Genomic DNA, 25,924 nt, shown 5'->3' on the forward strand with positions numbered 1-25,924 from the left:
GTTGGTTTTCTGCCCTCGCCCCTCAGGATGGCTTGAGCTGAGTGAAGGGGGTTAACTGCTAGTACGACTGTTTTTTTTAAGGCTTTCAGTCTGGAATCGCTTCGGTCGGGGGTTGGAGTTAATGCAAAATTCCGCCCAAAAAATAGCTAGGGGGAAGGTTTGTAAAGATTGCGATCGCTTTTTTCGCAATCTTTATGAATACCCCCTAGCTATTTTTTGGGCGGAATTTTTCAATAACGGAAACACACGCCCGAAGTACCAGACTGAAAGCCTTAAAAAAAAATCAGGCGGACGGGTCGCTACGGAAATTTTTATTTAAACAGAAAATTTCATAATGAAAAATTATACGAACTTGTACTAGCATGATGCAATAGCCTTTTCTACAAATTATGGCCACAACCAAGCCCATGTGCTTCGTCCTTCGCCTTGCAGCAAAATTAAAGTTCTACAAGCTGAGGCTGTGGTCATGCATTCGAAGCCGATTCCATAGGCTGATAAGGCTGCAGCAATTTTGGGATGCAGGAATTTTTGTTTTTCTCCTGTACCTATAATAATGACTTCAGGACGGTTTTCTGCTGTTTCAATTGCTGATATAAAAATTTGTTCGTTTAATTCTTCAATGGTTGTTTGAGGAATAATGCTTACTTTGCCATCTTGCCAGCAAATGGGTTCTGAATATGTTTGTTCACCGATTTGCAATCTTCCTTGCGAGGATGAAAAAAATGATGTGGCTTCATCGATATGGTTTTCTGTGATTTTCATGGCAATTCCTGTTTTTATGGTAGAACGATTTTTCAGACGGCCTCTGGAAACTTGCAAAAAAAGGTGCAAAATCAAGCAATATCAGGTAGGATCCAACGTTTGACCTTGTGCATTGATGCTTTGCTCTGAATTTACGATTGCAAGCGATTATAACAAGCCTTGGTTTTTCGTGATTATTTTAAAGTATCGGCTCAAAAGGAGACACAATGAAGCCAGTAAATATCGGTCTTTTAGGTTTGGGTACAGTCGGTGGCGGTACGGCCACTGTATTGCAGGACAACGCTGCGGAAATCAGCCGCCGCTTGGGACGTGAAGTCCGTATTTCTGCTGTTTGTGATTTGAGCGAAGAAAAAGCCAAACAAATTTGCCCGAATGCTGCTTTTATCAAAGACCCGTTTGCGCTGGTTCAACATCAAGATGTTGATGTTGTTGTTGAATTGTTTGGCGGTACCGGTATTGCCAAAGATGCAGTATTGAAAGCGATTGAAAACGGCAAACACATTGTTACTGCCAATAAAAAACTGTTGGCTGAATACGGCAATGAAATTTTCCCTTTGGCGGAAGAAAAAAATGTCATGGTACAGTTTGAAGCTGCTGTTGCCGGTGGTATCCCTATTATCAAGGCTTTGCGTGAAGGCTTGGCTGCGAACCAAATCCGCAGTATTGCCGGTATTATTAATGGTACCAGCAATTTCATTCTTACTGAAATGCGTGAAAAAGGCAGCGCGTTTGCAGATGTATTGAAAGAAGCTCAGGCTTTGGGCTATGCAGAAGCTGACCCTACTTTTGATATCGAAGGTCATGATGCCGGCCATAAAATCACCATCATGAGCGCATTGGCATTCGGTACGCCGATGAACTTTTCTGCCTGCTATTTGGAAGGCATCAGCAAACTCGACAGCCGTGATATCAAATACGCTGAAGAACTTGGCTACCGCATCAAATTGTTGGGTATTACCCGTAAAACCGACAAAGGCATCGAGTTGCGTGTACACCCTACACTGATTCCTGAAAGCCGTCTGCTGGCAAACGTTAACGGTGTGATGAATGCTGTCCGTGTCAATGCCGATATGGTTGGTGAAACCTTGTATTATGGTGCAGGCGCCGGTGCATTGCCGACTGCTTCTGCTGTGGTTGCCGACATCATTGATATTGCCCGCCTGATTGAAGCGGAAACTGACCATCGTGTCCCTCACTTGGCATTCCAACCTTCACAAGTTCAAGCGCAAAATATTCTGCCTATGGATGAAATCACCAGCAGCTACTATCTGCGCGTTCAAGCAACTGACGAACCGGGCACTTTGGGTCAAATTGCCGCACTCTTGGCCAAAGAAAATGTTTCTATCGAGGCTTTGATTCAAAAAGGCGTGATTAATCAAAGTACTGCCGAAATTGTGATTCTGACCCACACCACAGTGGAACATAATGTCAAACGCGCTATCGCAGCGATTGAAGCTCTGAGTTGCGTGGATGCTCCGATCACCATGATCCGCATGGAAAGCCTGCATGACTGAGCAACAAACGGAAAGGCCGTCTGAAGAGCAACTGGCGGCCAGAAAGAAAGCCAAGGCAAAAATCCGCACCATCCGCATTTGGGCATGGATTATTTTGTCTTTGCTGGCTCTGACCGCCCTGCTCTCACAATGTGCCATGAACAAGCCGCAGATGAAACAAAATGTTGTGGAATCTTGTGTGAAAAACATTCCTTTTGCTGAAAAATGGCAAGCTGATTTGAAGGCAAAAGGTTTGGATGCGCAAAACGAGAAATTGGCTCAAGACTATTGTGTCTGTATGTGGGATCAGCCTTTAAGCAAACTCTCTGACGAGCAAATCCGAAGCTTCGGCAAAATCAGCCCTGAGGAGCAACTCAAGCTCTTGGGTGGCGCGGAAGCTTTTGAGGCACGCGATAAGCAATGCGTAGCTGATTTAAAGGCTGAGTAAACCAATATCGGTTTAAACCAAAGATACAAGGCCATCTGAACAACAGACGGCCTTTCTTATATAAATAAATAGTAATAAGAATTGATTTCATTATATTTTAAGTTTAAGATAGCTTGGTTAATTGCTTTTCTATGGTTGTTGCCATGCGCTACCACTTTCCTATTGCCGTTGATATTTATGATTTTTTGTATACCGGCCGATTTGACTATCTGGAAATCGGACAATCTGCAGAGTCTATTTTACAGATGTTTCCTGCGCCTGATTGCGTCCCTAAAGGCTTGTTGGTGCAAAAAGGCTGGAATATTTGGCTTTATGGCGATATCGAACTGCATTTCTCTGACAATCGGCTGACTCAGATTCGTGCTGATTTTCAGCCTAATACTGCATTAAGCGGTGGCCGTTGGGTAAAGTTGAATCCGTGGTTTTTTGCAAATGGCTGCCTTGATGTGTATGCCGTCATTCAACGCTTGGTACAACGCAATATCGATTTTATTAAAACGGAAACGCATACTAATTTGATTTTACAGCTGCAAAGCGGAGTTGAATTGATTTTTGAAAAATGTCGGGGTATGCAACTTGCCTCGTTCCGCAAACAAAAAGCCTCCCTGCCCCATTGGGCGCGGGAAACAGCTTCTTAAATAAAATATGCCGTCTGAAAACATCATTTCAGACGGCATGATCAATTACAAACCATTCAATAATTGTCGGATTTTCGTCATCGCCATAGAAGTCTGTTCATTACAGCCCTCAGTCCCTACTCCGCTATCAAAGCAATCAATGCTGCTGACGCTACAAAAGTGGGCATAGGCCATTTTCAACTCCCTGGCCAAAACGGCTTCAGGCATACCGGTCATACCGAGTACATCTACCCCGTCACGGCGATAACGGGCGATTTCTGCGCGGGTTGGACGGCGCGGACCTTGCAGGCAGCCATAAACGGCGGAATCGTAAATCGGCACATTGTGCGCTTTCGTGATATTCAACAATTCTTGTCGCAATTCATTGCAATAAGGGTTGAAAAAATCGGTATGGACGACAGGGCATTCTTGGCCTTCAAAAAAAGTATCTTTACGGCCATAGGTATAGTCGATCAAATCGTCCGGAAGCACCAAACTGCCGTTTTCAAAATCGGGATTGATACCGACGACTGAGGAAATGGCAATAATGTTTTCAACGCCTAAAGAATGTAACGCCCAGATATTGGCGCGGTAGTTGATTTCATGCGGCGCGATGGTATGGCTGAAGCCGTGTCGGGCGAGGAAAACAATGTCCAAACGCCCCAACCTGCCGAATAAAATAGGGCTGCTGGTTAAGCCGTATGGAGTGCGTGCGATTTTTCGCTCAGTAATTTCGAGTTCCGGCAGTTTGGTCAAACCGCTGCCGCCGATAATGGCTAACATATAAACTTCCTTTGTTATCAATGGCCGTCTGAAACTTGGATTTCAGACGGCCTTAATATTATCGATTATTTATGTTTGTAGAAACGGCTGCTGAAATAAGCAGATGCGCCTTCACGCAATAAAACCAATGTTACGGCGGCAAGTGGCAAGCCGGCAAGCATACCGACAAAACCCATCAGTTGTCCGAAAGCCATCAATGAGAAAATCACCCAGAATGGAGACAAACCGATGCGGTCGCCAACGATTTTAGGCGTAATGAAAAAGCTTTCCAAGAATTGTCCGACACCGAATACAGCCCAGACCATCAACAAACCCTGCCATGAGCCATATTGCAAAAGCGCGGCAACTGTTGCCAGTAAAAGGCCGGTAAATGCGCCCAAATACGGAATAAATACCAAAATACCGGCAATCATACCGATGGCAAAGCCGGAATCCAAACCAACTAGCATCAAGCCCAAGCCATAGACCAAGCCCATAATCATCATAACCATCAGCTGGCCGCGCAGAAACTCGCCCAAAACTTCATCCATATTGCCGCTGATACGCGTGTAAGTTTCGATAAAACGGCGCGGAACCAGTTTGCTGATGCCGGAAGACCAGCGTTTCCAGTCCAACAAAAAGTAATACAGCAGCAAAGGCAGCAACACCAAATTGCTGACGCCGCTGATGACGTTACCGCTTTGACGCATCAAGGTCGGAATCCATTCTTTGAGCGTATTGCTCAACTCATCAGTATGCGACTGCAACCATGCGATGATTGATTCTTGATCGATTTGAATATAATCCCCGCTGACGCTGTTGAGCCACGGCAGCAGTTTGTTTTGAACAAAGCCCACGATTTGCGGCAGGCGTTCGGCCAGATTGTTAAACTGGTTCAACAACATAGGCACGATAATCAGCACCAACGACAGCAATATCAGCAAAGCCAGTGCCATAATAATCATAGAGGCCGGCGCGCGACGGATACGCTTCAGTTGCAGCCACTCGACCAAGGGATTCAAAACATAGGCCAAAACGGCGGCTACGATAAACGGCGTCAAAACATCGCCCAAGGCATATAAAAGCCAAATAAAGGCTGCGATAACGCAAGCCATAATAATCCACGGTTTTACACTGCGCGCTTTCTTTTGATACATAAAAAGGTATTTCCCAATTGATGTTTAAGGTTTTCGAAATAAATAAGCAGTATAACAGATTCACAAAGGCCGTCTGAAAGCGCGACGGCTATTAAGATAAAATAAAAATTGTTGACAATAATGCCAAAAAATTCAGCCTGAATCCTCTAATTTAAGATAAAATACGCTCCGACAATCTACCCATACCAGAATAAGGAAATCCAATGAGCACTTCTTTGAGCTATCGTGACGCAGGCGTGGATATCGACGCAGGCGATCAACTGGTCGAAAACATCAAACCTTTTGCCAAGCGTACTATGCGCCCTGAAGTGTTGGGTGATTTGGGCGGTTTCGGCGCTTTGGTCGAAATCGGCAAAAAATACAAAAATCCGGTATTGGTTTCCGGTACGGACGGCGTCGGCACCAAGCTGAAACTGGCTTTCGACTGGGACAAACACGATACCGTCGGCATCGATTTGGTTGCCATGAGCGTCAACGACATTTTGGTTCAAGGTGCAGAACCTTTGTTCTTCTTGGACTATTTCGCCTGCGGCAAACTGGATGTTGCCCGCGCGACTGATGTGATTAAAGGCATTGCCCAAGGTTGCGAAGAATCCGGTTGCGCTTTGATTGGCGGTGAAACTGCCGAAATGCCGGGCATGTATCCCGAAGGCGAATACGACTTGGCCGGTTTTGCCGTCGGCGTGGTTGAAAAAGAACGCGTCATCAACGGCCGCAGCATTCAGGCCGGAGACGTTGTTTTGGGCTTGGCTTCCAACGGCGCACACTCCAACGGCTACTCTTTGGTACGCAAAATCATCGAGCGCGATAATCCCGATTTGGATGCGGAATTCGACAACGGCAAAACCTTGCGCGAAGCCATCATCGCCCCTACCCGCCTGTATGTAAAACCTATCCTTGCTGCTTTGGAAAAATTCACCATTAAAGGCATGGCCCATATTACCGGTGGCGGCATTACCGAAAACGTACCTCGTGTTTTGCCTGAAAATACCGTTGCACAAATCGATGCCAAAGCGTGGGAATTGCCTAAACTGTTCCAATGGTTGCAAAAAGCAGGCAATGTAGAAACCCAAGAAATGTACCGTACATTCAACTGCGGTATCGGCATGGTCGTTATCATTGCTAAAGAAGATGCCGATGCAGTACAGGCATTCTTGAGCGAACAAGGCGAAACTGTTTACCGCTTGGGCTCAGTTCGTGAGCGCAACGGCGACGAACATCAAACCCAAGTGGCTTGATTGAGTTGAAATTAAAAAAAGTGCGGATGATGAATCCGCACTTTTTATTGTTTATGGTCTAGGAAAATCTTCAGCCTAGCCTGCTTCTTCCATAAAACCGGCCAACTGAGCCGTATCGTGGGCAATCATCAGCTCTTCATTGGTTGGAACGACCAAAACAGCCGGAGAGGAATCAGTCGGGCTGATAATGCCTGAATTACCGTAGCGTTTTTCCATATTGGCTTTGGTGTCGATGTGCAGACCCAAGAAATCAAGATAGGAAACGGTTTTGGCACGGATGTTACGCGAGTTTTCGCCGATACCGCCGGTGAACACGAGCGCATCTACTCCGCCACAAGCCACAGCCATCGAAGCAATATATTTGGCAAGGCGGTAAGTCATTACTTCCAGAGCCAAACGTGCGCCTTCATGGCCTTCGTCCGCAGCAATTTCCAAAGAACGGCAGTCGTTGGAGAGTTCGGAAATACCGAGCAATCCTGACTTTTTGTTCAGCATTTCATCAACTTGGGCAACATCCAAACCGGCATGTGAAGTCAGATAGCTGTATACGCCCGGATCGATGTCGCCGCAACGGGTACCCATCACCAAGCCTTCAATCGGCGTGAAGCCCATACTGGTGTCAACGGATTTGCCGTTTTTGATGGCGGTAATGGATGCGCCGTTGCCTAAGTGGGCAATAATCATGCGGAGGTCTTCCAACGGTTTGCCCAAGATGCGTGCGGCTTCAGGGGCAACGTAACGCATACTGGTACCGTGGAAACCGTAGCGGCGGAAAGCGTATTTTTTACGCAATTCGCGCGGAACGGCATAAGTGTAAGCACGCTCCGGCATGGTTTGGTGGAACGAAGTATCCATTACGCCGACATTGGGCAGGCCCGGGAAGTGCTCTTGCGCAGCCAAAATGCCGTTGATATTGGCAGGATTGTGCAGCGGAGCGAGCGGAATGCAGGCATCGAGTTCATCCATGACAGCTTGGTCGATCAAAACAGACTCGCTGTATTTTTCGCCGCCGTGGGCGATGCGGTGGCCGATGGCTTTAATGCGGTCGTGCAGGCCGTGTTTTTCAAGCTCTTTCAACAGCATACCTACGGCACCGGCATGGTCGTTACGGCCGGTCAAAGCTGTTTGGCATTTTTTGCCGTCTTTGCTGAACGTAATGACTGCTTCGGGCGTACCCAAACGTTCGCCGAGACAGCTTAAGAGAACTTTGCCGTTTTTACGGTCGATAACGGCACCTTTGAGTGAAGAGCTGCCGCAGTTCAGAACAAGAATGAGTTGGTTGGACATGGTGTTTCTCCTTTGATTTTTGATTGTTTTTTTGGCTTCAGGCCGTCTGAAAAGAGCAAAAACATTTGAGAGCTTTTCAGATTGCCTTTGGTTTGATGTTTAGTCAGGCTTTATGCCCAACCATAATCTCCATTGCAGGTATCGCTACCTGACTAAAATCTGCTTATTTGGTTTTCAGACGGCCTTGTTTAGTGCTGCGGCCGTCTGAAAACTTAAAAGCAATCTTCCGGCACTCGGACTTGTCCTTCCATAATCACGCGTGCGCTACGGCTCATAACCGCTTTGGTGGCCGTCCATTGTCCGTCCTGACATTCGGCGGCTGCACCGACACGCAGTGTGCCTGACGGATGACCGAAGCGGACTTCTTTACGCGCTCCGCCTCCGGCTGCAAGGTTGACCAGCGTTCCGGGCACGGCGGCGGTGGTAGCGATAGCGACTGAAGCGGTGCCCATCATGGCGTGGTGCAATTTGCCCATGCTCAGCGCGCGTACCAATAAGTCGATGTCGGCAGCTTTGACGGTTTTGCCGCTTGAAGCAGTATAATCGGCCGCAGGGGCGACAAAAGCGACTTTCGGAGTATGGGCGCGGGTGGCGGCTTCGGATACATCGCTGATCAAGCCCATTTTCAGCGCACCATACGCACGGATGGTTTCAAATTTTTCCAGAGCCGCGGCATCGTTGTTGATATCGTCTTGCAACTCTTTGCCTGTGTAGCCCAAATCTGCGGCATTCAGGAAAATGGTTGGAATACCGGCATTGATAAGCGTGGCTTTCAGACGGCCTATATTCGGCACATCAATTTCATCAACCAAATTACCGGTTGGGAACATACTGCCTTCGCCGTCGGCCGGATCAAGAAATTCGATTTGTACTTCGGCTGCCGGGAACGTTACGCCGTCAAGCTCAAAATCGCCTGTTTCCAAAACTGCGCCGTTTTGCATCGGCACATGGGCAATAATGGTTTTGCCGATGTTTTTCTGCCAAATTTTGACGGTACACAGGCCGTCTGAAGGGATTTTGGATTTATCTACCAAGCCTTGTTCGATGGCAAATGCACCCACGGCGGCGGTCAAATTACCGCAGTTGCCGCTCCAATCGACAAAAGGTTTGTCGATGGAAACTTGTCCGAACAAGTAATCGACATCGTGATCGGCGCGTTCGGATTTGTCCAAAATCACGGCTTTACTGGTGGACGAACTGGCATTGCCCAAACCGTCAATCTGTTTGCCGTAAGGGTCGGGACTGCCGAGTACGCGCAAGAGGATTTTGTCGCGTGCCTCGCCTGCTTCCTGCGCAGCGGCCGGCAGATCGGTGCGTTTGAAGAAAATGCCTTTAGATGTACCGCCGCGGTAGTAAACGGCTGGAATTTTAATTTGCGGCATTTCGAGTTCTCCTTTGTATTTCTAGTATGGTTTTTTCAGACGGCCTCTCAAACATTCGAGGCCGTCTGAAAACCTTTTTGAGCGTAGCCCGAGCATTTTGACGATACCCGATTTACCTTACGCTGCATTTCCTTCTAAGAAGTCTTGTGCGAAACGTTGCAACACGCCACCGGCTTCATATACCAATACTTCTTCTGCGGTATCGAGGCGGCAGGTAACCGGAACTTCTACGGTTTCGCCGTTTTTACGGTGAATCACGAGTGTCAGGTCGCAGCGCGGTGTGCGTTCGCCGACAACGTCGTAGGTTTCCGTACCGTCCAGTTGCAGGGTATGGCGGTTGGTACCCGGTTTGAACTGCAGCGGCAACACGCCCATACCGATCAAGTTGGTGCGGTGGATACGCTCGAAGCCTTCGGCAACAATCGCTTCCACTCCGGCGAGGCGTACGCCTTTTGCAGCCCAGTCACGGCTTGAGCCTTGACCGTAGTCGGCACCGGCAATGATGATGAGCGGCTGTTTGCGGTTCATATAGGTTTCGATGGCTTCCCACATACGCATGGTTTTGCCTTCGGGTTCGACGCGTGCCAGCGAACCTTGGCGTACGCTGCCATCTTCGTTTCTCACCATTTCGTTAAACAGTTTTGGATTGGCGAAGGTTGCGCGTTGGGCGGTCAAGTGGTCGCCGCGGTGGGTTGCGTAAGAGTTGAAGTCTTCTTCAGGCAAACCCATTTTCGCCAAATATTCGCCTGCGGCACTGCTGGCCAAAATTGCATTGGACGGTGAGAGGTGGTCGGTGGTGATGTTGTCGGGCAAAATTGCCAGCGGACGCATACCGCTCAACGTGCGTTCCCCTGCCAGTGCGCCCTCCCAGTAAGGTGGGCGGCGGATGTAGGTAGACATTGGACGCCAGTCGTACAGTGGGCTTGGTGCTTTTTGTGCTGTACCGGTGTCAAACATCGGGATATAAACGTCGCGGAATTGTTGCGGTTTCACATATTCGGCAACGATGGCATCGATTTCTTCATCGGTAGGCCAGATGTCTTTCAGGCGGATTTCTTTGCCGTCTGCAACGCCGAGTACGTCGTTTTCAATATCGAAACGGATGCTGCCTGCCAACGCGTAAGCAACGACCAACGGAGGTGAAGCAAGGAAAGCCTGTTTCGCATACGGATGGATACGGCCGTCGAAGTTGCGATTACCTGACAATACGGCGGTAGCGTACAAATCGCGGTCGATGATTTCTTTTTGGATTTTCGGATCCAGCGCGCCGCTCATGCCGTTACAGGTGGTACATGCGAAGGCAACGATACCGAAGCCGAGTTTTTCCATTTCAGGCAGCAGGCCTGCTTCTTTCAAATAGATTTCGGCTACTTTTGAACCCGGGGCAAACGAAGATTTCACCCAAGGTTTGCGTTTCAAGCCGAGACGGTTGGCATTGCGTGCCAACAGCGCGGCGGCGACAACGTTGCGTGGATTGGAAGTATTGGTACACGAAGTAATCGCGGCAATAATCACTGCACCGTCAGGCATTTGGCCGTCTGAAGGCTCTTCGTAAGGTTTAGCCAAGCCTTTGCTGGCCAAATCGGCGGTCGCAAAACGGGCATGCGGGTTACTTGGACCTGCCATATTGCGCGTTACGCTGCTCAAATCAAATTTCAATACGCGAGGATAAACGGCGGTTTTCAAGGCATCTGCCCACAAGCCTGCGGTTTTGGCGTAGATTTCTACCAATTTCACCTGCTCATCATCGCGACCGGTCAGTTTCAAATAATCAATGGTTTGCTCATCAATAGCGAACATCGCAGCAGTTGCGCCGAACTCAGGGGTCATATTGGAAATGGTGGCACGGTCGCCGATGGACAGGCTTCTTGCGCCTTCGCCGAAAAACTCGACAAATGCTCCAACCACGCGCTCTTTACGCAAGAATTCGGTCAGTGCCAACACGATGTCGGTGGCAGTAATGCCCGGCTGGCGTTTGCCGGTCAGCTCAACGCCGACAATATCAGGTAGACGCATCATGGATGCACGTCCCAACATCACGGTTTCAGCTTCCAAACCGCCCACGCCTACGGAAATCACGCCCAGTGAATCGACGTGCGGCGTATGTGAGTCTGTACCGACGCAGGTATCAGGGAACGCTACACCGTTTTTGACTTGGACAACCGGCGACATTTTTTCCAAGTTGATTTGGTGCATAATGCCGTTGCCTGCTGGAATCACGTCCACATTTTCAAATGCGGTTTTTGTCCAGTTGATGAAGTGGAAACGGTCTTCGTTGCGTCGATCTTCGATTTCGCGGTTTTTGCGGAAGGCATCAGGATCGTAGCCGCCGCATTCAACGGCCAAAGAGTGGTCGACGATAAGCTGGGTTTGCACCACCGGATTCACTTTGGAAGGATCGCCGCCTTTTTCTGCAATCGCATCGCGCAGACCTGCCAAATCCACCAACGCTGTCTGACCCAGAATATCGTGACACACCACGCGCGCCGGATACCAAGGAAAGTCGATTTCCTGTTTTCCCTCAATCAGCTGACCCAGCCAGCTTTGCAGCGTAGGCAGGTCGACTTTGTCTGCGCGGTTGACCAAGTTCTCAGCCAAGATGCGGCTTGTATAAGGCAGCTTGTCGTAAGAGCCTGGTTTGATGTCTTCACACGCCTGACGCGCGTCGTAATATTCCAAATCCGTACCGGGCAAAGCTTTGCGGTAGCGTTGGTTGGCAGTCATGTCGGTTCTCCTAAATCCATTCTTTTTTTGGTTTTGGGGTTTCAGACGGCCCTTAATGCCGTCTGAAACCATAAATTCTGTTTTATTGCTTGTTGTCTGAAATCTATTCGTGGTATGAAAAAAAAATTGCTGCTCCGCTACCATCATTCCCGTATAGACGGAAATCCAAACTTAAATCTTTCAGCACTCTTTACAGCAGAACATTTCAACTTTTGAATTTCTGCCTGTATGGGAATGACGACAGCAGAGCAGCATGTTTTCCAAACGGCCGGCTCTCTCTCTCTCTCTCGCATACTGCACTGGGCCGTCGAAAAACGAAAACTTAATTATTCATTGTTTTCAAACGGCATTTCGAGATGGGGCGGGCTGGCGGCCCACCCTGCTGTTACGCGTATTAGCGGTTTTCAATCTCCACGAATGCCAAATCTTCAGGGCCTGTGTAGTTTGCGCTCGGACGGATGATTTTGCCGTCTTTGCGTTGCTCGAGAACGTGTGCGCTCCAACCGGTTGTACGGGAAATCACAAACAGCGGTGTGAACATAGCAGTCGGTACGCCCAATTTTTGGTAGGAAACGGCGGAGAACCAGTCCAGATTCGGGAACATTTTTTTCTCTTCCCACATCACGCTCTCCAAGCGTTCGGCAATGTCAAAGAGGCGCATATCGCCGGTTTCTTTGCTCAAACCGCGTGCCACTTCTTTAATGACAACGTTGCGAGGGTCGGAGATGGTGTACACCGGATGACCGAAACCGATCACGATTTCTTTGCGGCCGATGCGTTCGCGGATGTCTGCTTCAGCTTCGTCGGCATTGCGGTAGCGTTTTTGAATATCGTAAGCCACCTCGTTCGCACCGCCGTGTTTCGGACCTTTCAACGCGCCGATTGCACCGGTAATGCTGGAGTACATATCAGAGCCTGTACCGGCAATCACGCGGGCGGTGAAGGTAGAAGCGTTGAACTCGTGTTCGGCATACAGAATCAGTGAAACGTGCATGGCTTTGATGTGTGATTCGCTTGGGCGTTTGCCGTGCAACAAGTGCAGGAAATGACCGCCGATGGTCTCTTCGTCGCTTTCAACTTCAATGCGTTTGCCGTTGTGCGAATATTGATACCAGTACAAGAGGAGGCTGCCGAGGCTGGCAATCAGTTTGTCGGCAATATCGCGCGCTTCACTTTCCGGATGGCTTTCACGTTCAGGATGAACGCAGCCCAGCATGGATACGCCGGTACGCATCACATCCATCGGATGAGTATGTGCAGGCAGGCTTTCCAACACTTTAATCACACGGATAGGCAGGCCGCGCATGGATTTGAGCTTGGTTTTATAAGCGGCCAGCTCGAATTTGTTGGGCAGATGACCGTGAATCAGCAGGTGGGCGACTTCTTCAAACTCGCATTTTTGTGCCAAATCCAAGATATCGTAACCGCGATAGCTCAAATCGTTACCGGTACGGCCAACGGTACACAATTCGGTATTACCGGCCGCAACGCCAGAAAGCGCAACGGATTTTTTAGGTTTGAAAGTCGGGGTTTGAGTAGTTTCAGTCATGGTATTTCTCCTTTGTATTTTTGTGGGTTTTATTTTTCAGACGGCCGATGCGGATTTGTTGAAAGGCCGTCTGAAAGCGGTTACTTATTTTTGAAACAATTTATCCAGTTTTTGCTCGAAGGCATGATAGTTCAGATGCTCGTACAGCTCGGCACGGGTTTGCATACTGTCAACCACCGCCGCCTGAGTGCCATCGCGCATAATCGCTTCATAAACATTCAAAGCGGCTTTGCTTGCTGCGCGGAACGATGACAGCGGATACAGCACCAGTGACACGCCGTTTTCAGCCAGCTCGCTTTGGGTATAAAGCGGAGTGGAACCAAACTCGGTAATGTTGGCCAATACAGGTACTTTCACTGCATCTGCAAATTGGCGGTACATTTTCAAATCGGTCATGGCTTCAGGGAAAATCATGTCTGCACCGGCTTCGACACAAGCCTGAGCGCGTTCGATAGCGGCATCTAAACCTTCTACCGCCAGCGCATCGGTACGCGCCATAATCACAAAGTTCTCATCAACACGCGCATCTACGGCAGCTTTGATACGGTCGACCATTTCATCTTTAGAAACGATGGCTTTATTCGGACGGTGGCCGCAGCGTTTTTGCGCTACCTGATCTTCGATATGAACCGCTGCAACACCAGCGCGTTCAAAGTTGCGAATGGTACGGGCAATATTGAATGCACCGCCCCAACCCACATCGATGTCCACCAGCAGAGGCGTATCCATGTTGTCTGTAATGCGTCGTGCGTCAATCAGCACATCTTCCATTGTGGTAATACCCAAATCAGGGATACCGCAAGAGCAGGCTGCCACGCCGCCGCCGGACAGATAAATCGCCTTGAAACCGCTTTGGGTGGCCAATCGTGCAAAATAAGCATTGACACAACCGACGACGGCAAGTGGATTCGATTCTTTCACGGCTTGGCGGAAACGTGCTCCGGCAGAGTGTTGGCTCATCATATTTCTCCTTTATAGACTTTTTTCAGTATTAAACGGACGGCTCGTTTTTTCACAACTTGAAACGAACCGTTTAAAAAGAAACAATCGTTCTAAAAACTGTTTTCAGACGGCCTATAAAATTTCCATTATCAACCATCTAAAAATTTAAAATTAATAAAAACAAATAGTTATCAAAACAAATAAATACAATAAGGCTGAAGCGGAGGTATTTGTTTTTTAAATATTATTAATCAGTATATGAATGCAACAGGGGAAAGAAGTTTTAAAACCCGAAGCGTTTGTAGGAATGCGGAAACTAGATTCGGGTCGAGAGCCTTCAGACCGTCGGGACTGCCAATAAACTGGCGGCGACGGGAGCGGCAGAGATGGGAGAAAATCTATAACAAGAGAGAGTGGTTTGATACAGATTCATGATGATGTTCCTTTGTAGTGCGATGTAGTTTTTATTTATGGAAACAAATTTAAAAAATAAAACCAGTCTTGTCAAACACTTTTTTTCAAAAAAATTATAAAAAATTCAGTTATTAATAAACGATTTTTTCACAACAAATGTAAAAAACGGACAGGCTGTACCACATCAAATCCTTATGTAGCCTAGCTTCTGTCCGTTTTATTCTTTTGGCAGATAGTCAGAATGATTGTAAACAATCTATCTAAAAATAATTTATAATTGATTCATTTATAAGGAACTTTTAAATATGCCGTCTGAAAAAATTAAAATTTTTGCCTTTAAATTTTCAGACGGCCTTTGCATGATGACTACTCTGCACTAAATGCCGTCTGAAAAGTCTGTTTGCCAATGGTAATGTCGGCAGTGTAATCATGGCGGCCCTCGACGCAAAACGGCAAGCGGATTTGCGCAGCCTGCCAACTTTGCGGCGATTGTTGCGCCAGGTTGTAGCGGTTGAAGCCCATGTCCATGTTTTTCATACTGAAACTGATACTGACCGCGCCCGTATTCTTCGGCACATTCTCAACCACAATATCGAAAGGCTCGTGTGTATTAATGGATGTTGCACGCACTTTTGAACCGTCAGGCAGGACGCAGCCTTGTGTTAGACTACATTCGACTACATTCGCTTTTGACTGTTGCCGCTGCCACCAATCCAAAAGCAGCAGTTTGGCCGCCGCAAACACAATCAGTAAAACAGCAGCAATCAGTAGTTTTTGATTTTTACTCATTTCAGACGGCCTCAATATCATTATCGATCAAAACGGCATGCGCACCCATGCTCTGCCACTGTTCACGATAAATGGAAACCATACTTTCCGGAGTAGCCACAATCAGCGGCATAGCCACGCCTTGCGCCAAAATATCGACAACTTGCTTGGCTGCCGCTTCATTCGCCACTTTCCAAACGACAGCATCGGCATTTTGCACCTGCTGCCATTGTTCGGCGTTTTCAATGATTGGCCACACGCTGGGCGCTTCTATCGGTTCGCCTTGTTGCCAATCGGCAAAATCCAGCAATACGGCAGATGCGGTTTGATGCTGAGCCGACAGATACGGCACAACATGATATTCGCCCATGCTGTTTTGACCGCTCAAGCCGCTTTTCAGACGGCCTTGAAGCTGGCGCGGAATAGAGAGGGAACGTAATAATGCGCTATTGGCAGGCAACATCGGCGCAACGGTAAAATCCCCTGCCTTTTGCCATGCCCATTTCTGCCCTTCCCTCGATTGGATTTCGCCCGTCCATTGGTCGGCTTCCACCCATAAAAAATGCAGGCGTACATGTGCGTGTTCGTAGGAATGGATTTTGGTCAACCACGGAGCAGCGGCAAGGATACGGATACCGAGTTCTTCTTCAAACTCGCGTTGCAAGGCTTGAAAATCGCTTTCGCCTGCCTCAACCTTGCCGCCGGCAAATTCCCAATAACCGGCATACGGTTTACCCTCGGGGCGGGAACTGAGCAGGTAGCGGCCGTTTTGGTCGAGTAAAATTCCGGCAACCACTTGCACCAATGGACGTGTGTCTTCAGTCATCATGAGCTTATTCTTATATGCGGCAGGCGGCGACACCTGCCAATTTATGCGTAAAAAAACGATGTCGGGCCTATACGCCCGACCTTCAATAAATACCAAGCCCTTCAGGCCGTCTGAAAAAGATTTTCTATTTCAGAATACTTAAATCAGGCCTTATTTTTCCGCAATGACAAAAGCCATAACGGTATCCTCTTCATCGCTCATACTGAGATGGCAGCTTCGGATACCCTGTTCTTCCAGCCATTTGGTCAAAGCCGGTGCAAAAAACAACTCAGGTTTGCCCAATGCGTCATGTCCGACACCGATATTGCGGAAAGAGACTACGCCGCGTATGCCCGTACCGACGGCTTTGGCAAAAGCCTCTTTGGCAGCAAAGCGTTTGGCAAGATAGTTAACCGGTTTGCCTGCCTGCGGAAATTCCAACAGCTCTTCCGGGCTGAGAATGCGTTGCGCAAATGCCAGTCCGAATTTTTTGTTCAGGCGGATAATGCGTTTGAGGGAAACAATGTCTGTACCGATTCCGTAAATCATGGGTCTGCTCCTTGTTTAAATAGTCAGGCCGTCTGAAAGTGTGGATACCGGCCAAAGCTAATCGCCTTAGCCGGTATGATTGATGCCGTTAAGGCAGCATTCTGGCCCTGAACATGACTTCCTTCATTTGGCGGACAGCTTCAGGCAGGCCGAGGAAGAGTGCTTGGGAAATCAGCGAATGGCCGATGTTCAACTCACGGATAGCGAGGATTTGAGCAATCGGCGTAACGTTGTGAATGGTCAGGCCGTGTCCGGCGTTGACGACCAAACCCAAATCGCTGGCGTAATGCGCGCCGTTTTGAATGCGCTCGAATTGTTTCATTTGCTCGGCGTGGCCGTGCGCATCGGCATACGCACCGGTGTGCAACTCGATAACGGGCGCGCCGACATCATAAGCGGCTTGGATTTGCGCGTTGTCGGCATCGATAAACAAGGATACGCGGATGCCTGCGTCGGTCAGGATTTTGGTGAATTCGGCCACTTTATCCTGTTGCGCCAATACGTCCAAACCGCCTTCGGTAGTTACTTCTTGACGTTTTTCAGGCACGAGGCACACATCTTCCGGCATGACGTTGAGCGCGTTTTCCAGCATTTCTTCCGTCAGCGCCATTTCCAAATTCAGACGCGTGCGGATGGCGTTTTTAACGGCGAACACGTCCGCATCTTTAATATGGCGGCGGTCTTCACGCAAGTGCATGGTAATCAAATCTGCGCCGTGGGTTTCTGCAATCAGCGCCGCTTCGACAGGGCTGGGATAAATCGTACCGCGCGCATTGCGGACGGTAGCAATATGGTCGATGTTTACGCCTAACAACATAATTATGTCCTTTCTTTAAAGTTTCAGACGGCCTGAGTCTGCTCATATCACATGCCGTCTGAAAAATTCAACTGCCCAAACCAAACTGCTGCAACTGCTGCAAAACCTGCCTAGACTTGATGCCCTCGGGCAGAAGGTTGTCAATCAAAAGCCGCGTTACTTTCAAAGCCTGCCCCAGACTTTCCTGATGAACGAAGCTGCTTTCCCTCAAATCGATTAAAGTCGCGCCCAATACGGCAACGCCCTTATTGAGCGCATGGAAACGGTCGGCCTCGGCCAAAGGCACCACAGCCTCTTCCGGTGTGAGCCAATAAGTTTCTTCGCCGTTGATTTCATTGCCGTTGCCGTCATGGAACAAATCGGGGGCAAAGCCCAAGCGTGTCAGTAGCGTCCATTCAAAACAGCGCAAAGCGGCAATGTGGTTGGCCTCGCAGCAGATGGTTTTCATGGTTTCCGCCAAAACATCGTAAAGCTCTGGCAATGGGTCTTCTCGGACGGTCAATTTCAGCATCAGCTCGTTCACATACAATCCGCTGAACAAAGCCCTACCCTGCGGCTGCGGCCAACCGCCTATCCATTCGGCGCGATGTAAGGTCTTCAACTCTTGCGAACCATACCAAGACGCGCTCACCGGCACAAACGGCACCAACACACCGCGCAATTCGCTCTGCCGTTTGCGCGCACTTCTGGCCAACAAAGCCACACGTCCATAACGGCGGCTGAAGGCCTCCACCCACAAGCTACTCTCGCGCCACGGTGCGGAAGCAAGTAGAAAGACAGGTTCGTGGTTGATGCGGTTCGGTTGCGCCATAAGGGTTTGGAAAGATAAAGATTGTGTCGATTATAACGGAAAATCAATGCAAAAAGGCCGTCTAAAAGTCCGCCTTCTATAAAGGCCGTCTGAAAACCTTTATAATCCGTTTTGTATGAACAACCGACCTTCCTGTGTTTATGCCGAAATTCCCTTTTAAATCCGCCCTTTCCCTGCTCTCCGTAGCCCTATTATCCTCCTGCTCGCTGGTAAAATATCAGCCTCTTGCCGGTATTGATACGGTCAACCTGCAACGCGGCTATCGTTTTGAGACCAGCCGGCTTCAGCGCAACGACGAAGACGATACGCTTATTGTGTTGATGTTCTCCGGTGGCGGTACACGCGCGGCGGCCTTGGGTTACGGCGTTTTAGAACAGCTCAACCAGCAGCAGGTAACCATCGGCGGCAAAAGAAAATCCTTGCTGGCCAACGTCGATGTCGTTGTTGGCGTATCTGGCGGCTCGGTTTTGGCGGCTTATTTTGCACTCAAGGGCGAAGAAACCATTCCCTTGTTTTATAAACGTTTCCTACACCAAAACTTCCAACGCCAAGTCGTCAAACAGGCATTCTCCATGTCCAATTCTGCCCCGACTGGCCTCGCCTGAATACGGACGCGGCGATCTGTTGCAGGAGCAGTTTGAAAACTACCTTTTCGGCAAAACCACTTTCCGCGATTTGGAAAAAAATGCCAAAGGCCCGTTTGCCATCATTTCCGCCACCGATATGGGTATAGGCGAGCGTTTCAATTTCACGCAGGAGTATTTCGACCCGATGTGTATCGACTTGGGTGACTTGCGACTTGCCCGCGCCGTCGCCGCTTCAAGCTCCGTGCCTATGGTATTTGCACCGATTACCCTAAACAACAACGGCGGACGCTGCAGCTACACGCCGCCGATCAAAATCGAAGATGCAGACGACAGCGAAACAGGCAGACAACAAAGCCGCACCATAAAAGAATTTTACGAGCGCTTCCAAAAATACGCAGACGGGAAAAACCGACCCTACATCCACCTGATAGACGGCGGCCTGACCGACAATCTGGGTATGCGCAGCCTTTTGGATATGACGGAAATGTACCCGGAAAAAATCCTGACAAACAAAATCCTGCAAAACAACATCCGCCATATCGTCGTCATCAACGTCAATGCGCAAAACCAAGTCAGCAGCAATTTGGACAAAACCGCGGCCGTTCCCGGTTTCCGCGACGTTGTCTCCTCTATCGTCAATATCCCCATTGACCAAAACTCGCAAGAATCCCTGCGCCGTTTCCGTGCCTTCGTCGATCAGTGGAATAAAGACAAACAAACCGACGGCATCAGCTTCTCCTTCGTCAGCCTCAACCTCAAAGACCTCCCTCCTTCCGAGTTAAGGGAAAAAGTATTGAACATTCCGACTAGTTTTTATCTGCCGCCGGAAGACGTGGACAATCTGCGTACCGCCGCAGCCGAATTAATGAAGCAGTCGCTGGACTACCGCAACCTGCTGACAGAATTTGCAGCGCACCACAATCCCGACGCCATCTTTGCCGAACCGCCGCCGGACGCTAAAGATTTCAAACCGTTAAACGAAAAAGAAACACAAAAACAATCTGTTCCATAAAGTATTGCTCTGTTAAAATATACACTTCATCTTATATTTCAGACGGCCTCAATACCCAAGGCCGTCTGAAACACTTAACAATAAATAGAATCCAACCATGACCGAATTAAACACGCCTATCGTTACCGATATTGACCGCCCTATTCTCGTTCCGCCCGGCGGCCATAAAAAAGTCCTGCTGCATTCCTGCTGCGCCCCATGTTCCGGCGAAGTGATGGAAGCCATGCTTGCCAGCGGCATCGACTACACCATTTATTTTTACAACCCCAATATCCATCCGCACAAAGAATATATGTTGCGCAAAGAAGAAAACATGCGCTTTGCGGACAAATTCGGCATTCCCTTTGTCGATAAAGACGATGACTACGAAAACGACCGCAAAGAATGGTTCACCAAAGCCAAAGGCATGGAATTCGAACCCGAACGCGGTATCCGCTGCACCATGTGTTTCGACATGCGTTTTGAAAAAGCGGCGCAATATGCCCATGAAAACGGCTTCCATGTTTTCACCAGCTCACTGGGCATTTCGCGCTGGAAAGACATGAAACAGATCAACGGCTGCGGCCATCGCGCCGCCGAGCCGTACGATGACTTGGTTTATTGGGATTTCAACTGGCGCAAAGGCGGCGGCAGCGCGCGCATGATCGAAATCAGCAAGCGCGAGCATTTCTACCAACAAGAATACTGCGGTTGCGCCTACTCCCTGCGCGATTCCAATGCCCACCGCAAATCGCAAGGCCGCATACCCATCAAGCTGGGCGTATTGTATTACGGTGATGAATCTACCCAATACGAGCCTCAAGCCGAAAACAAAATCATTGTTGAGAAATAAATATCAAAGGCCGTCTGAAACATTCAGACGGCCTTTGTTTAAATCAGACGATTAACGGCGGCGGAATTTGCCGTGATCAAAATCATCAAATGCCAGATAAGCGGCTTGGCATTGAATTTTTTGCTCGGCATAAGGCAAACCGCGGAACGCTTTTGCCGCTTTTCGGTTTTCCCTCAACTCAGCCTTGTTACCTTTATAACGATACCAAGCAGCACGGCGCTCAAGGTATCTCTTACAAGCAGGATGCAATTTGTTTTTCTTCGCCTGCTGGTGTTTGCTCACATGATGGCCATGCGGTTTGACCGCCGCTTCGGCAGAATAAGTACCAAAGCTCAATACGGCAACCACTGCCAGTGCAGAACCTAAAGTTTTCAGTGTCAACATGATTCGCTCCCAATTCAGGTTGGATAGTCATCCCATTATATGCCTCGCCTAATAAATCGACAAACTCCTCAATATGTTTCATGATAAATGAGTGTAAGCAATTACAGCACTATCCTTCTTGCTTTGCAAAATTTAACACACTTTCCATGCAGACAGAAGCCGAATATAAATTTCTTTATTTCATAAGCCTCTAGCCAATGTTTGAACAAATGTGATGCAAATGCAAAAAAATATCAGATCGCCACAAAGCCACATAAAATCTAGTTTAAGCCTCCCATCCCCTAATCCACACCCCGAAAAAAGCGCATTGTCAAGTCTAGTTAAACAAAGAAAAATACATTATATTGTGCCGTTCAAAGCAATCACATACCGTATCTTGTGTTTTTTAATGGGAAGACTGAACAATGAATGCAGCAACGAATATTAAAGTAACCAAACGCGACGGACGCTTGGAAGATATCAATTTAGACAAAATCCACCGTGTTGTTACTTGGGCAGCGGAAGGCTTACAAAATGTCTCCGTATCGCAAGTCGAGCTCAAATCACATATTCAGTTTTACAACGGTATCCGTACCGACGACATCCATGAGACCATCATCAAGGCCGCGGCTGACCTGATCTCACAAGATACGCCCGATTATCAATATCTGGCTGCCCGCCTCGCCATTTTCCATCTGCGCAAAATCGCTTATGGCGAATTCGAGCCGCCCCACCTCTACGATCACGTTAAAAAACTGACCGAAGCAGGCAAATACGACCGCCACATCATCGCAGATTACAGCCGCGAAGAATTCGACGAGCTGAATGCCTATATCGACCACAGCCGCGACATGACCTTCTCTTATGCTGCCGTAAAACAGCTGGAAGGAAAATATCTGGTTCAAAACCGCGTTACCCGCCAGATTTATGAAACGCCGCAGTTTTTATACATTTTGGTGGCGATGTGCCTCTTCAGCAAATACCCGAAAGAGACCCGTTTGGATTACGTCAAACGCTTTTACGACGCCGTTTCCACATTTAAAGTATCGCTGCCGACCCCGATTATGAGCGGCGTGCGCACGCCTACGCGCCAGTTCTCAAGCTGCGTATTGATTGAATGCGACGACAGCCTTGACTCCATCAACGCCACCACCAGCGCGATTGTAAAATACGTTTCCCAACGTGCAGGCATCGGCATCAACGCCGGCCGTATCCGCGGCTTGGGCAGCGAAATCCGTGGCGGCGAAGCACAACACACCGGCTGTATCCCATTCTTCAAAATGTTCCAAGCGGCGGTTAAGTCCTGCTCGCAAGGCGGCGTACGCGGCGGCGCGGCAACCTTGTTCTACCCATTGTGGCACATCGAAGCCGAAAGCCTGTTGGTATTGAAAAACAACCGCGGCGTAGAAGACAACCGTATCCGCCAACTGGACTACGGCGTGCAAATCAACCGCCTGCTGTACACCCGCTTGATCAAAGGTGGCAACATTACCCTGTTCTCGCCGAATGAAGTTCCGGGTTTGTATGATGCCTTCTTCGCCGATCAAGACGAATTCGAGCGCCTCTACACACAATACGAGCAAGATCCAAACATCCGCAAACGTACTTTGCCGGCAACAGAATTGTTCTCCACCCTAATGCAGGAACGCGCCGGTACCGGTCGTATCTACATCCAAAACGTTGACCACTGCAATACGCACAGCCCGTTTGATCCGCGCGTTGCACCTGTTCATCAGTCCAACTTGTGTATGGAAATCGCCCTGCCGACCAAACCTTTGGACAACATCAACGACCCGAACGGCGAAATTGCCTTGTGTACCTTGTCCGCCTTCAACTTGGGCGCATTGAACAACTTGGACGAACTGGAAGAGCTTGCCGATTTGACCGTACGCGCACTTGATGCCCTGTTGGATTATCAAGACTATCCGGTTGCAGCAGCACGCACCGCAACCATGAACCGCCGCACACTCGGCATCGGCGTTATCAACTACGCCTACTATTTGGCGAAAAACGGCGTACGTTACAGCGACGACTCCGCGCTCGGCCTGACCCACCGCACCTTTGAAGCCATGCAGTATTACCTGCTCAAAGCATCGGTAAACCTTGCCAAAGAATACGGCGCATGCCCGCTGTTTAACCAAACTGTTTATTCGCAAGGCAAACTGCCTATCGATACCTACAAAAAAGACTTGGATGCCGTGTGCAGCGAGCCTTTGCACTACGGCTGGGAAAGCCTGCGCGCCGACATCGTCAAATACGGCCTGCGCAACTCTACCCTGACCGCACTCATGCCGTCTGAAACCAGTTCGCAAATTGCCAACGCCACCAACGGCATCGAGCCTCCTCGCGGCCTGGTCAGCGTTAAAGCATCAAAAGACGGTATTTTGAAACAAGTCGTACCGGAATTTGAAACCCTGAAAGATGCCTACGAAACCCTGTGGCAGCTTCCCGGCAACGAAGGCTACCTGAAACTCGTCGGCGTAATGCAAAAATTCGTCGATCAATCGATTTCCGCCAATACCGCCTACGACCCGAACAAATTTGAAGGCAGCAAAGTTTCCATGAAACAAATGCTCAAAGACCTGCTGACCGCCTATAAATACGGTGTCAAAACCCTGTACTACCACAACACCCGCGACGGCGCGGATGATACACAAGCTGATATTCAGGATGACGGCTGTGCTGGTGGGGCTTGCAAGATTTAAGGACCTGGATTTTTATTAACAGAACTTCTTCAAGAAGTCTGTAATTAAAGTTTAGGCTTCTTGGGGAGGATATTCTTCATTATAAGCATATGAGTTTTATGGATATTCCTTCGATTATTGATAGTCTAGGGCGTAATAAAGACGTAACATTTTTAATTGCGACTGTATTAATTTATTCGGTTAAACAGGTCAAAAATATTTTGTGTAATAAAAATTTCCTACAAACTGTCAAAACCTTTAAAGACAAGGATTCAGAATAAATGTCTTGTGAACATTTAACTATGTCATACAGCACCTTTTCCAAAACCAAAAACGACGCGCTGAAAGAGCCGATGTTTTTTGGTCAGCCGGTAAATGTCGCCCGTTATGACCAGCAGAAATACGAAGTATTTGAAAAACTGATCGAAAAACAATTATCTTTCTTCTGGCGTCCGGAAGAAATCGACGTATCGCGCGACCGTATCGACTACGCCAATCTGCCCGAACACGAAAAACATATTTTCATCAGCAATCTGAAATACCAAACCCTGCTCGATTCGATCCAAGGCCGCAGCCCGAATGTTGCGTTCTTGCCTTTGGTGTCTATTCCCGAGCTGGAAACGTGGATTGAAACGTGGAGCTTCAGCGAAACCATCCACTCACGCAGCTACACTCATATCATCCGTAATATCGTGAATGATCCGTCAGTCGTGTTCGATGATATTGTGCAAAACAAATACATCATCGCCCGTGCTGAAGACATTGCCTGCTATTACGATGATTTGATTGAATACACTCAGTATTACAATCTGTTGGGTGAAGGTTCGCACAATGTTGGTGGCAAGCTTGTTACCGTGTCTTTGCGCGAGTTGAAGAAAAAGCTCTATCTCTGCCTGATGTGCGTCAATGTATTGGAAGCCATCCGCTTTTACGTTTCATTCGCCTGTTCGTTCGCCTTTGCCGAGCGCGAATTGATGGAAGGCAACGCCAAAATCATCAAGCTGATTGCCCGTGACGAAGCCCTGCATTTAACCAGCACCCAGCATATGCTCAACCTGATGCGTGCCGGTGCCGATGATCCTGAAATGGCTGAAATTGCGAATGAATTGCAGGACGAGTGTTTCAACCTCTTCAAAAAAGCAGCTGAGCAGGAAAAAGAATGGGCGGCCTATCTGTTTAAAGACGGCTCAATGATTGGCCTGAACAAAGAAATTTTGGCTCAATACGTTGAATACATTACCAATCTGCGTATGCAGGCGGTTGGCCTTCCTGCCGGATTTGAAGGTGCAACCCAAAATCCGATCCCTTGGATTAACGCATGGCTGTCTTCTGACAATGTACAGGTTGCGCCGCAGGAAGTGGAAATTTCCTCTTACCTGATTGGTCAGATTGATTCGGAAGTCAATGCCGACGATTTAGGCGATTTCGAGCTGTAATCGAACATTCGGTTTTATGATCAAGGCCGTCTGAACGGTGTGGCAGAAATCTTTGATTTCGTCTTTACACCGTTTCAGACGGCCTTTCCAATCCAAATAAATCATATGGCACTCATTAGCACACACGACAAAACCTTCCAACTCCAACAAGGCGAAACCTTATTGGAGGGCTTGGAGCGCACTGGACACGAAGTTGAATACCAATGTCGCAGCGGTTATTGCGGTTCATGCCGGGTTAAAATCTTGGATGGAAAAGTCTCTTATGATAATTTTCCGCTCGCTTTTGTCGCTCCCGGAGAAATTTTGCCGTGCTGCTGCCGGGTTACTGAAGACATCAAGCTTGATTGTCGGGAGCGCATCAAAGAGCCGGATTTATTTGATGTCGATTTATTTGAAGACAAATAAAAAATGCCGTCTGAACATTGTGGCCGAAATCTTTGATTTCATTTCCACCGTTCAGACGGCATTTTGTTTAAGCAACC

The 25,924-nt window shown here is 48.5% G+C and carries 23 protein-coding genes and 1 pseudogene; 9 read left to right on the forward strand and 15 right to left on the reverse strand.

Annotated elements, in window-relative coordinates; translation table 11 throughout:
* Positions 1-387: 387 nt before the first annotated feature.
* The gene (locus tag ACTHS4_RS09180) at positions 388-762 is read right to left on the reverse strand and encodes an Mth938-like domain-containing protein (RefSeq protein WP_070826069.1); all 375 of its coding nucleotides are present in this window, start codon (positions 760-762) and stop codon (positions 388-390) included.
* A 206-nt stretch (positions 763-968) separates the two neighbouring features.
* On the opposite strand from ACTHS4_RS09180, the gene ACTHS4_RS09185 reads away from it, so the two are divergent.
* The 3 genes from ACTHS4_RS09185 to ACTHS4_RS09195 all read left to right on the forward strand — a co-directional run bounded on the left by ACTHS4_RS09185 (position 969) and on the right by ACTHS4_RS09195 (position 3,341).
* The gene (locus tag ACTHS4_RS09185) at positions 969-2,276 is read left to right on the forward strand and encodes a homoserine dehydrogenase (protein ID WP_070826068.1); all 1,308 of its coding nucleotides are present in this window, start codon (positions 969-971) and stop codon (positions 2,274-2,276) included.
* A complete protein-coding gene (locus ACTHS4_RS09190; RefSeq protein WP_070826067.1) occupies positions 2,269-2,703 on the forward strand; it encodes a hypothetical protein in 435 nt (144 codons plus the stop codon). The genes ACTHS4_RS09185 and ACTHS4_RS09190 overlap by 8 nt, the downstream gene beginning before the upstream one ends.
* A 143-nt stretch (positions 2,704-2,846) precedes the next feature.
* Positions 2,847-3,341 (forward strand): hypothetical protein, encoded by a 495-nt coding sequence (locus ACTHS4_RS09195; protein ID WP_070826070.1) that lies wholly within the window; start codon positions 2,847-2,849, stop codon positions 3,339-3,341.
* A gap of 45 nt (positions 3,342-3,386) precedes the next feature.
* Here the strand turns inward: ACTHS4_RS09195 and ACTHS4_RS09200 are convergent, their stop codons facing one another.
* Together ACTHS4_RS09200 and ACTHS4_RS09205 are read right to left on the reverse strand one after the other, a co-directional pair.
* Positions 3,387-4,103: an S-methyl-5'-thioinosine phosphorylase gene (locus ACTHS4_RS09200; RefSeq protein WP_440365793.1), complete on the reverse strand. Its 717-nt coding sequence runs from the start codon at positions 4,101-4,103 to the stop codon at positions 3,387-3,389.
* A gap of 65 nt (positions 4,104-4,168) precedes the next feature.
* Positions 4,169-5,239 (reverse strand): AI-2E family transporter, encoded by a 1,071-nt coding sequence (locus ACTHS4_RS09205; RefSeq protein ID WP_440365795.1) that lies wholly within the window; start codon positions 5,237-5,239, stop codon positions 4,169-4,171.
* A 203-nt stretch (positions 5,240-5,442) separates the two neighbouring features.
* On the opposite strand from ACTHS4_RS09205, the gene purM reads away from it, so the two are divergent.
* Positions 5,443-6,477 carry a phosphoribosylformylglycinamidine cyclo-ligase gene (gene purM / locus ACTHS4_RS09210; RefSeq protein ID WP_070850004.1) on the forward strand — a complete coding sequence of 345 codons (1,035 nt, stop codon included), beginning with the start codon at positions 5,443-5,445 and terminating at the stop codon, positions 6,475-6,477.
* A gap of 75 nt (positions 6,478-6,552) precedes the next feature.
* Here the strand turns inward: purM and ACTHS4_RS09215 are convergent, their stop codons facing one another.
* The 10 genes from ACTHS4_RS09215 to recO all read right to left on the reverse strand — a co-directional run bounded on the left by ACTHS4_RS09215 (position 6,553) and on the right by recO (position 18,528).
* Positions 6,553-7,764, reverse strand: coding sequence for an acetate kinase (locus ACTHS4_RS09215; protein ID WP_440365797.1), 1,212 nt, complete (start codon positions 7,762-7,764; stop codon positions 6,553-6,555).
* A gap of 212 nt (positions 7,765-7,976) precedes the next feature.
* On the reverse strand, positions 7,977-9,146 hold the full coding sequence (prpF, locus tag ACTHS4_RS09220) for a 2-methylaconitate cis-trans isomerase PrpF (protein ID WP_440365799.1): 1,170 nt from the start codon (positions 9,144-9,146) through the stop codon (positions 7,977-7,979).
* A 117-nt stretch (positions 9,147-9,263) separates the two neighbouring features.
* Entirely contained in the window at positions 9,264-11,870 is a 2,607-nt protein-coding gene (gene acnD, locus ACTHS4_RS09225) for a Fe/S-dependent 2-methylisocitrate dehydratase AcnD (RefSeq protein WP_440365801.1), read from the reverse strand.
* A 394-nt stretch (positions 11,871-12,264) separates the two neighbouring features.
* Entirely contained in the window at positions 12,265-13,419 is a 1,155-nt protein-coding gene (gene prpC, locus ACTHS4_RS09230) for a bifunctional 2-methylcitrate synthase/citrate synthase (RefSeq protein ID WP_063075771.1), read from the reverse strand.
* 84 nt (positions 13,420-13,503) lie between these two features.
* Positions 13,504-14,379 (reverse strand): methylisocitrate lyase, encoded by an 876-nt coding sequence (prpB, locus tag ACTHS4_RS09235; RefSeq protein WP_440365824.1) that lies wholly within the window; start codon positions 14,377-14,379, stop codon positions 13,504-13,506.
* A gap of 762 nt (positions 14,380-15,141) precedes the next feature.
* On the reverse strand, positions 15,142-15,564 hold the full coding sequence (locus ACTHS4_RS09240) for a hypothetical protein (protein ID WP_070826061.1): 423 nt from the start codon (positions 15,562-15,564) through the stop codon (positions 15,142-15,144).
* Position 15,565: 1 nt separating this feature from the next.
* A complete protein-coding gene (locus ACTHS4_RS09245; RefSeq protein ID WP_210402761.1) occupies positions 15,566-16,369 on the reverse strand; it encodes an NUDIX domain-containing protein in 804 nt (267 codons plus the stop codon).
* 153 nt (positions 16,370-16,522) lie between these two features.
* Complete coding sequence (gene acpS, locus ACTHS4_RS09250) at positions 16,523-16,900, reverse strand: holo-ACP synthase (RefSeq protein ID WP_003686416.1); 378 nt, start codon at positions 16,898-16,900, stop codon at positions 16,523-16,525.
* Positions 16,901-16,988: 88 nt separating this feature from the next.
* Positions 16,989-17,717 carry a pyridoxine 5'-phosphate synthase gene (gene pdxJ / locus ACTHS4_RS09255; protein WP_070747791.1) on the reverse strand — a complete coding sequence of 243 codons (729 nt, stop codon included), beginning with the start codon at positions 17,715-17,717 and terminating at the stop codon, positions 16,989-16,991.
* Between the two features lie 67 nt (positions 17,718-17,784).
* Positions 17,785-18,528, reverse strand: a complete 744-nt coding sequence (gene recO, locus ACTHS4_RS09260; RefSeq protein ID WP_315039834.1) for a DNA repair protein RecO — start codon at positions 18,526-18,528, stop codon at positions 17,785-17,787.
* A 140-nt stretch (positions 18,529-18,668) separates the two neighbouring features.
* Between recO and ACTHS4_RS09265 the strand changes: the two are divergent.
* Both ACTHS4_RS09265 and ACTHS4_RS09270 read left to right on the forward strand, forming a co-directional pair.
* Positions 18,669-20,127, forward strand: a pseudogene (locus ACTHS4_RS09265) (patatin-like phospholipase family protein).
* Between the two features lie 97 nt (positions 20,128-20,224).
* Positions 20,225-20,959 (forward strand): epoxyqueuosine reductase QueH, encoded by a 735-nt coding sequence (locus ACTHS4_RS09270; protein ID WP_188208659.1) that lies wholly within the window; start codon positions 20,225-20,227, stop codon positions 20,957-20,959.
* A gap of 51 nt (positions 20,960-21,010) precedes the next feature.
* On the opposite strand, the gene ACTHS4_RS09275 is transcribed toward ACTHS4_RS09270, so the two are convergent.
* A complete protein-coding gene (locus tag ACTHS4_RS09275) occupies positions 21,011-21,343 on the reverse strand; it encodes a stress response protein (protein ID WP_070826056.1) in 333 nt (110 codons plus the stop codon).
* A 404-nt stretch (positions 21,344-21,747) separates the two neighbouring features.
* On the opposite strand from ACTHS4_RS09275, the gene nrdA reads away from it, so the two are divergent.
* Together nrdA and nrdB are read left to right on the forward strand one after the other, a co-directional pair.
* Positions 21,748-24,027: a class 1a ribonucleoside-diphosphate reductase subunit alpha gene (nrdA, locus tag ACTHS4_RS09280; RefSeq protein ID WP_440365805.1), complete on the forward strand. Its 2,280-nt coding sequence runs from the start codon at positions 21,748-21,750 to the stop codon at positions 24,025-24,027.
* 281 nt (positions 24,028-24,308) lie between these two features.
* Positions 24,309-25,442 carry a class Ia ribonucleoside-diphosphate reductase subunit beta gene (nrdB, locus tag ACTHS4_RS09285; protein ID WP_004520359.1) on the forward strand — a complete coding sequence of 378 codons (1,134 nt, stop codon included), beginning with the start codon at positions 24,309-24,311 and terminating at the stop codon, positions 25,440-25,442.
* On the opposite strand, the gene ACTHS4_RS09290 is transcribed toward nrdB, so the two are convergent.
* Complete coding sequence (locus tag ACTHS4_RS09290) at positions 25,422-25,547, reverse strand: hypothetical protein (RefSeq protein ID WP_283120755.1); 126 nt, start codon at positions 25,545-25,547, stop codon at positions 25,422-25,424. The two genes, nrdB and ACTHS4_RS09290, sit on opposite strands and share 21 nt — an antisense overlap.
* Here ACTHS4_RS09290 and yfaE point away from each other — a divergent pair, their 5' ends adjacent.
* Positions 25,548-25,847, forward strand: a complete 300-nt coding sequence (gene yfaE / locus ACTHS4_RS09295; RefSeq protein ID WP_003686421.1) for a class I ribonucleotide reductase maintenance protein YfaE — start codon at positions 25,548-25,550, stop codon at positions 25,845-25,847. It begins immediately after the preceding gene.
* The last annotated feature ends 77 nt before the right edge of the window (positions 25,848-25,924 follow it).

It is taken from the genome of Neisseria sp. P0014.S009 (genome assembly GCF_051958155.1).
GTDB classification, from domain to species: Bacteria; Pseudomonadota; Gammaproteobacteria; order Burkholderiales; family Neisseriaceae; genus Neisseria; species Neisseria flavescens_C.

What these genes read in the sequence shown, in the direction of transcription:
- acnD (WP_440365801.1), bottom strand. Translation starts at nt 11,870, where the DNA reads ATGACTGCCAACCAACGCTACCGCAAAGCTTTGCCCGGTACGGATTTG.
- ACTHS4_RS09195 (WP_070826070.1), top strand. Translation starts at nt 2,847, where the DNA reads ATGCGCTACCACTTTCCTATTGCCGTTGATATTTATGATTTTTTGTAT.
- ACTHS4_RS09180 (WP_070826069.1), bottom strand. Translation starts at nt 762, where the DNA reads ATGAAAATCACAGAAAACCATATCGATGAAGCCACATCATTTTTTTCA.
- ACTHS4_RS09290 (WP_283120755.1), bottom strand. Translation starts at nt 25,547, where the DNA reads ATGATTTATTTGGATTGGAAAGGCCGTCTGAAACGGTGTAAAGACGAA.
- ACTHS4_RS09190 (WP_070826067.1), top strand. Translation starts at nt 2,269, where the DNA reads ATGACTGAGCAACAAACGGAAAGGCCGTCTGAAGAGCAACTGGCGGCC.
- pdxJ (WP_070747791.1), bottom strand. Translation starts at nt 17,717, where the DNA reads ATGTTGTTAGGCGTAAACATCGACCATATTGCTACCGTCCGCAATGCG.
- purM (WP_070850004.1), top strand. Translation starts at nt 5,443, where the DNA reads ATGAGCACTTCTTTGAGCTATCGTGACGCAGGCGTGGATATCGACGCA.
- ACTHS4_RS09240 (WP_070826061.1), bottom strand. Translation starts at nt 15,564, where the DNA reads ATGAGTAAAAATCAAAAACTACTGATTGCTGCTGTTTTACTGATTGTG.
- ACTHS4_RS09185 (WP_070826068.1), top strand. Translation starts at nt 969, where the DNA reads ATGAAGCCAGTAAATATCGGTCTTTTAGGTTTGGGTACAGTCGGTGGC.
- prpB (WP_440365824.1), bottom strand. Translation starts at nt 14,379, where the DNA reads ATGAGCCAACACTCTGCCGGAGCACGTTTCCGCCAAGCCGTGAAAGAA.
- ACTHS4_RS09275 (WP_070826056.1), bottom strand. Translation starts at nt 21,343, where the DNA reads ATGTTGACACTGAAAACTTTAGGTTCTGCACTGGCAGTGGTTGCCGTA.
- nrdA (WP_440365805.1), top strand. Translation starts at nt 21,748, where the DNA reads ATGAATGCAGCAACGAATATTAAAGTAACCAAACGCGACGGACGCTTG.
- ACTHS4_RS09215 (WP_440365797.1), bottom strand. Translation starts at nt 7,764, where the DNA reads ATGTCCAACCAACTCATTCTTGTTCTGAACTGCGGCAGCTCTTCACTC.
- prpC (WP_063075771.1), bottom strand. Translation starts at nt 13,419, where the DNA reads ATGACTGAAACTACTCAAACCCCGACTTTCAAACCTAAAAAATCCGTT.
- ACTHS4_RS09245 (WP_210402761.1), bottom strand. Translation starts at nt 16,369, where the DNA reads ATGACTGAAGACACACGTCCATTGGTGCAAGTGGTTGCCGGAATTTTA.
- ACTHS4_RS09270 (WP_188208659.1), top strand. Translation starts at nt 20,225, where the DNA reads ATGACCGAATTAAACACGCCTATCGTTACCGATATTGACCGCCCTATT.
- ACTHS4_RS09205 (WP_440365795.1), bottom strand. Translation starts at nt 5,239, where the DNA reads ATGTATCAAAAGAAAGCGCGCAGTGTAAAACCGTGGATTATTATGGCT.
- prpF (WP_440365799.1), bottom strand. Translation starts at nt 9,146, where the DNA reads ATGCCGCAAATTAAAATTCCAGCCGTTTACTACCGCGGCGGTACATCT.
- ACTHS4_RS09200 (WP_440365793.1), bottom strand. Translation starts at nt 4,103, where the DNA reads ATGTTAGCCATTATCGGCGGCAGCGGTTTGACCAAACTGCCGGAACTC.
- recO (WP_315039834.1), bottom strand. Translation starts at nt 18,528, where the DNA reads ATGGCGCAACCGAACCGCATCAACCACGAACCTGTCTTTCTACTTGCT.
- nrdB (WP_004520359.1), top strand. Translation starts at nt 24,309, where the DNA reads ATGTCATACAGCACCTTTTCCAAAACCAAAAACGACGCGCTGAAAGAG.
- acpS (WP_003686416.1), bottom strand. Translation starts at nt 16,900, where the DNA reads ATGATTTACGGAATCGGTACAGACATTGTTTCCCTCAAACGCATTATC.
- yfaE (WP_003686421.1), top strand. Translation starts at nt 25,548, where the DNA reads ATGGCACTCATTAGCACACACGACAAAACCTTCCAACTCCAACAAGGC.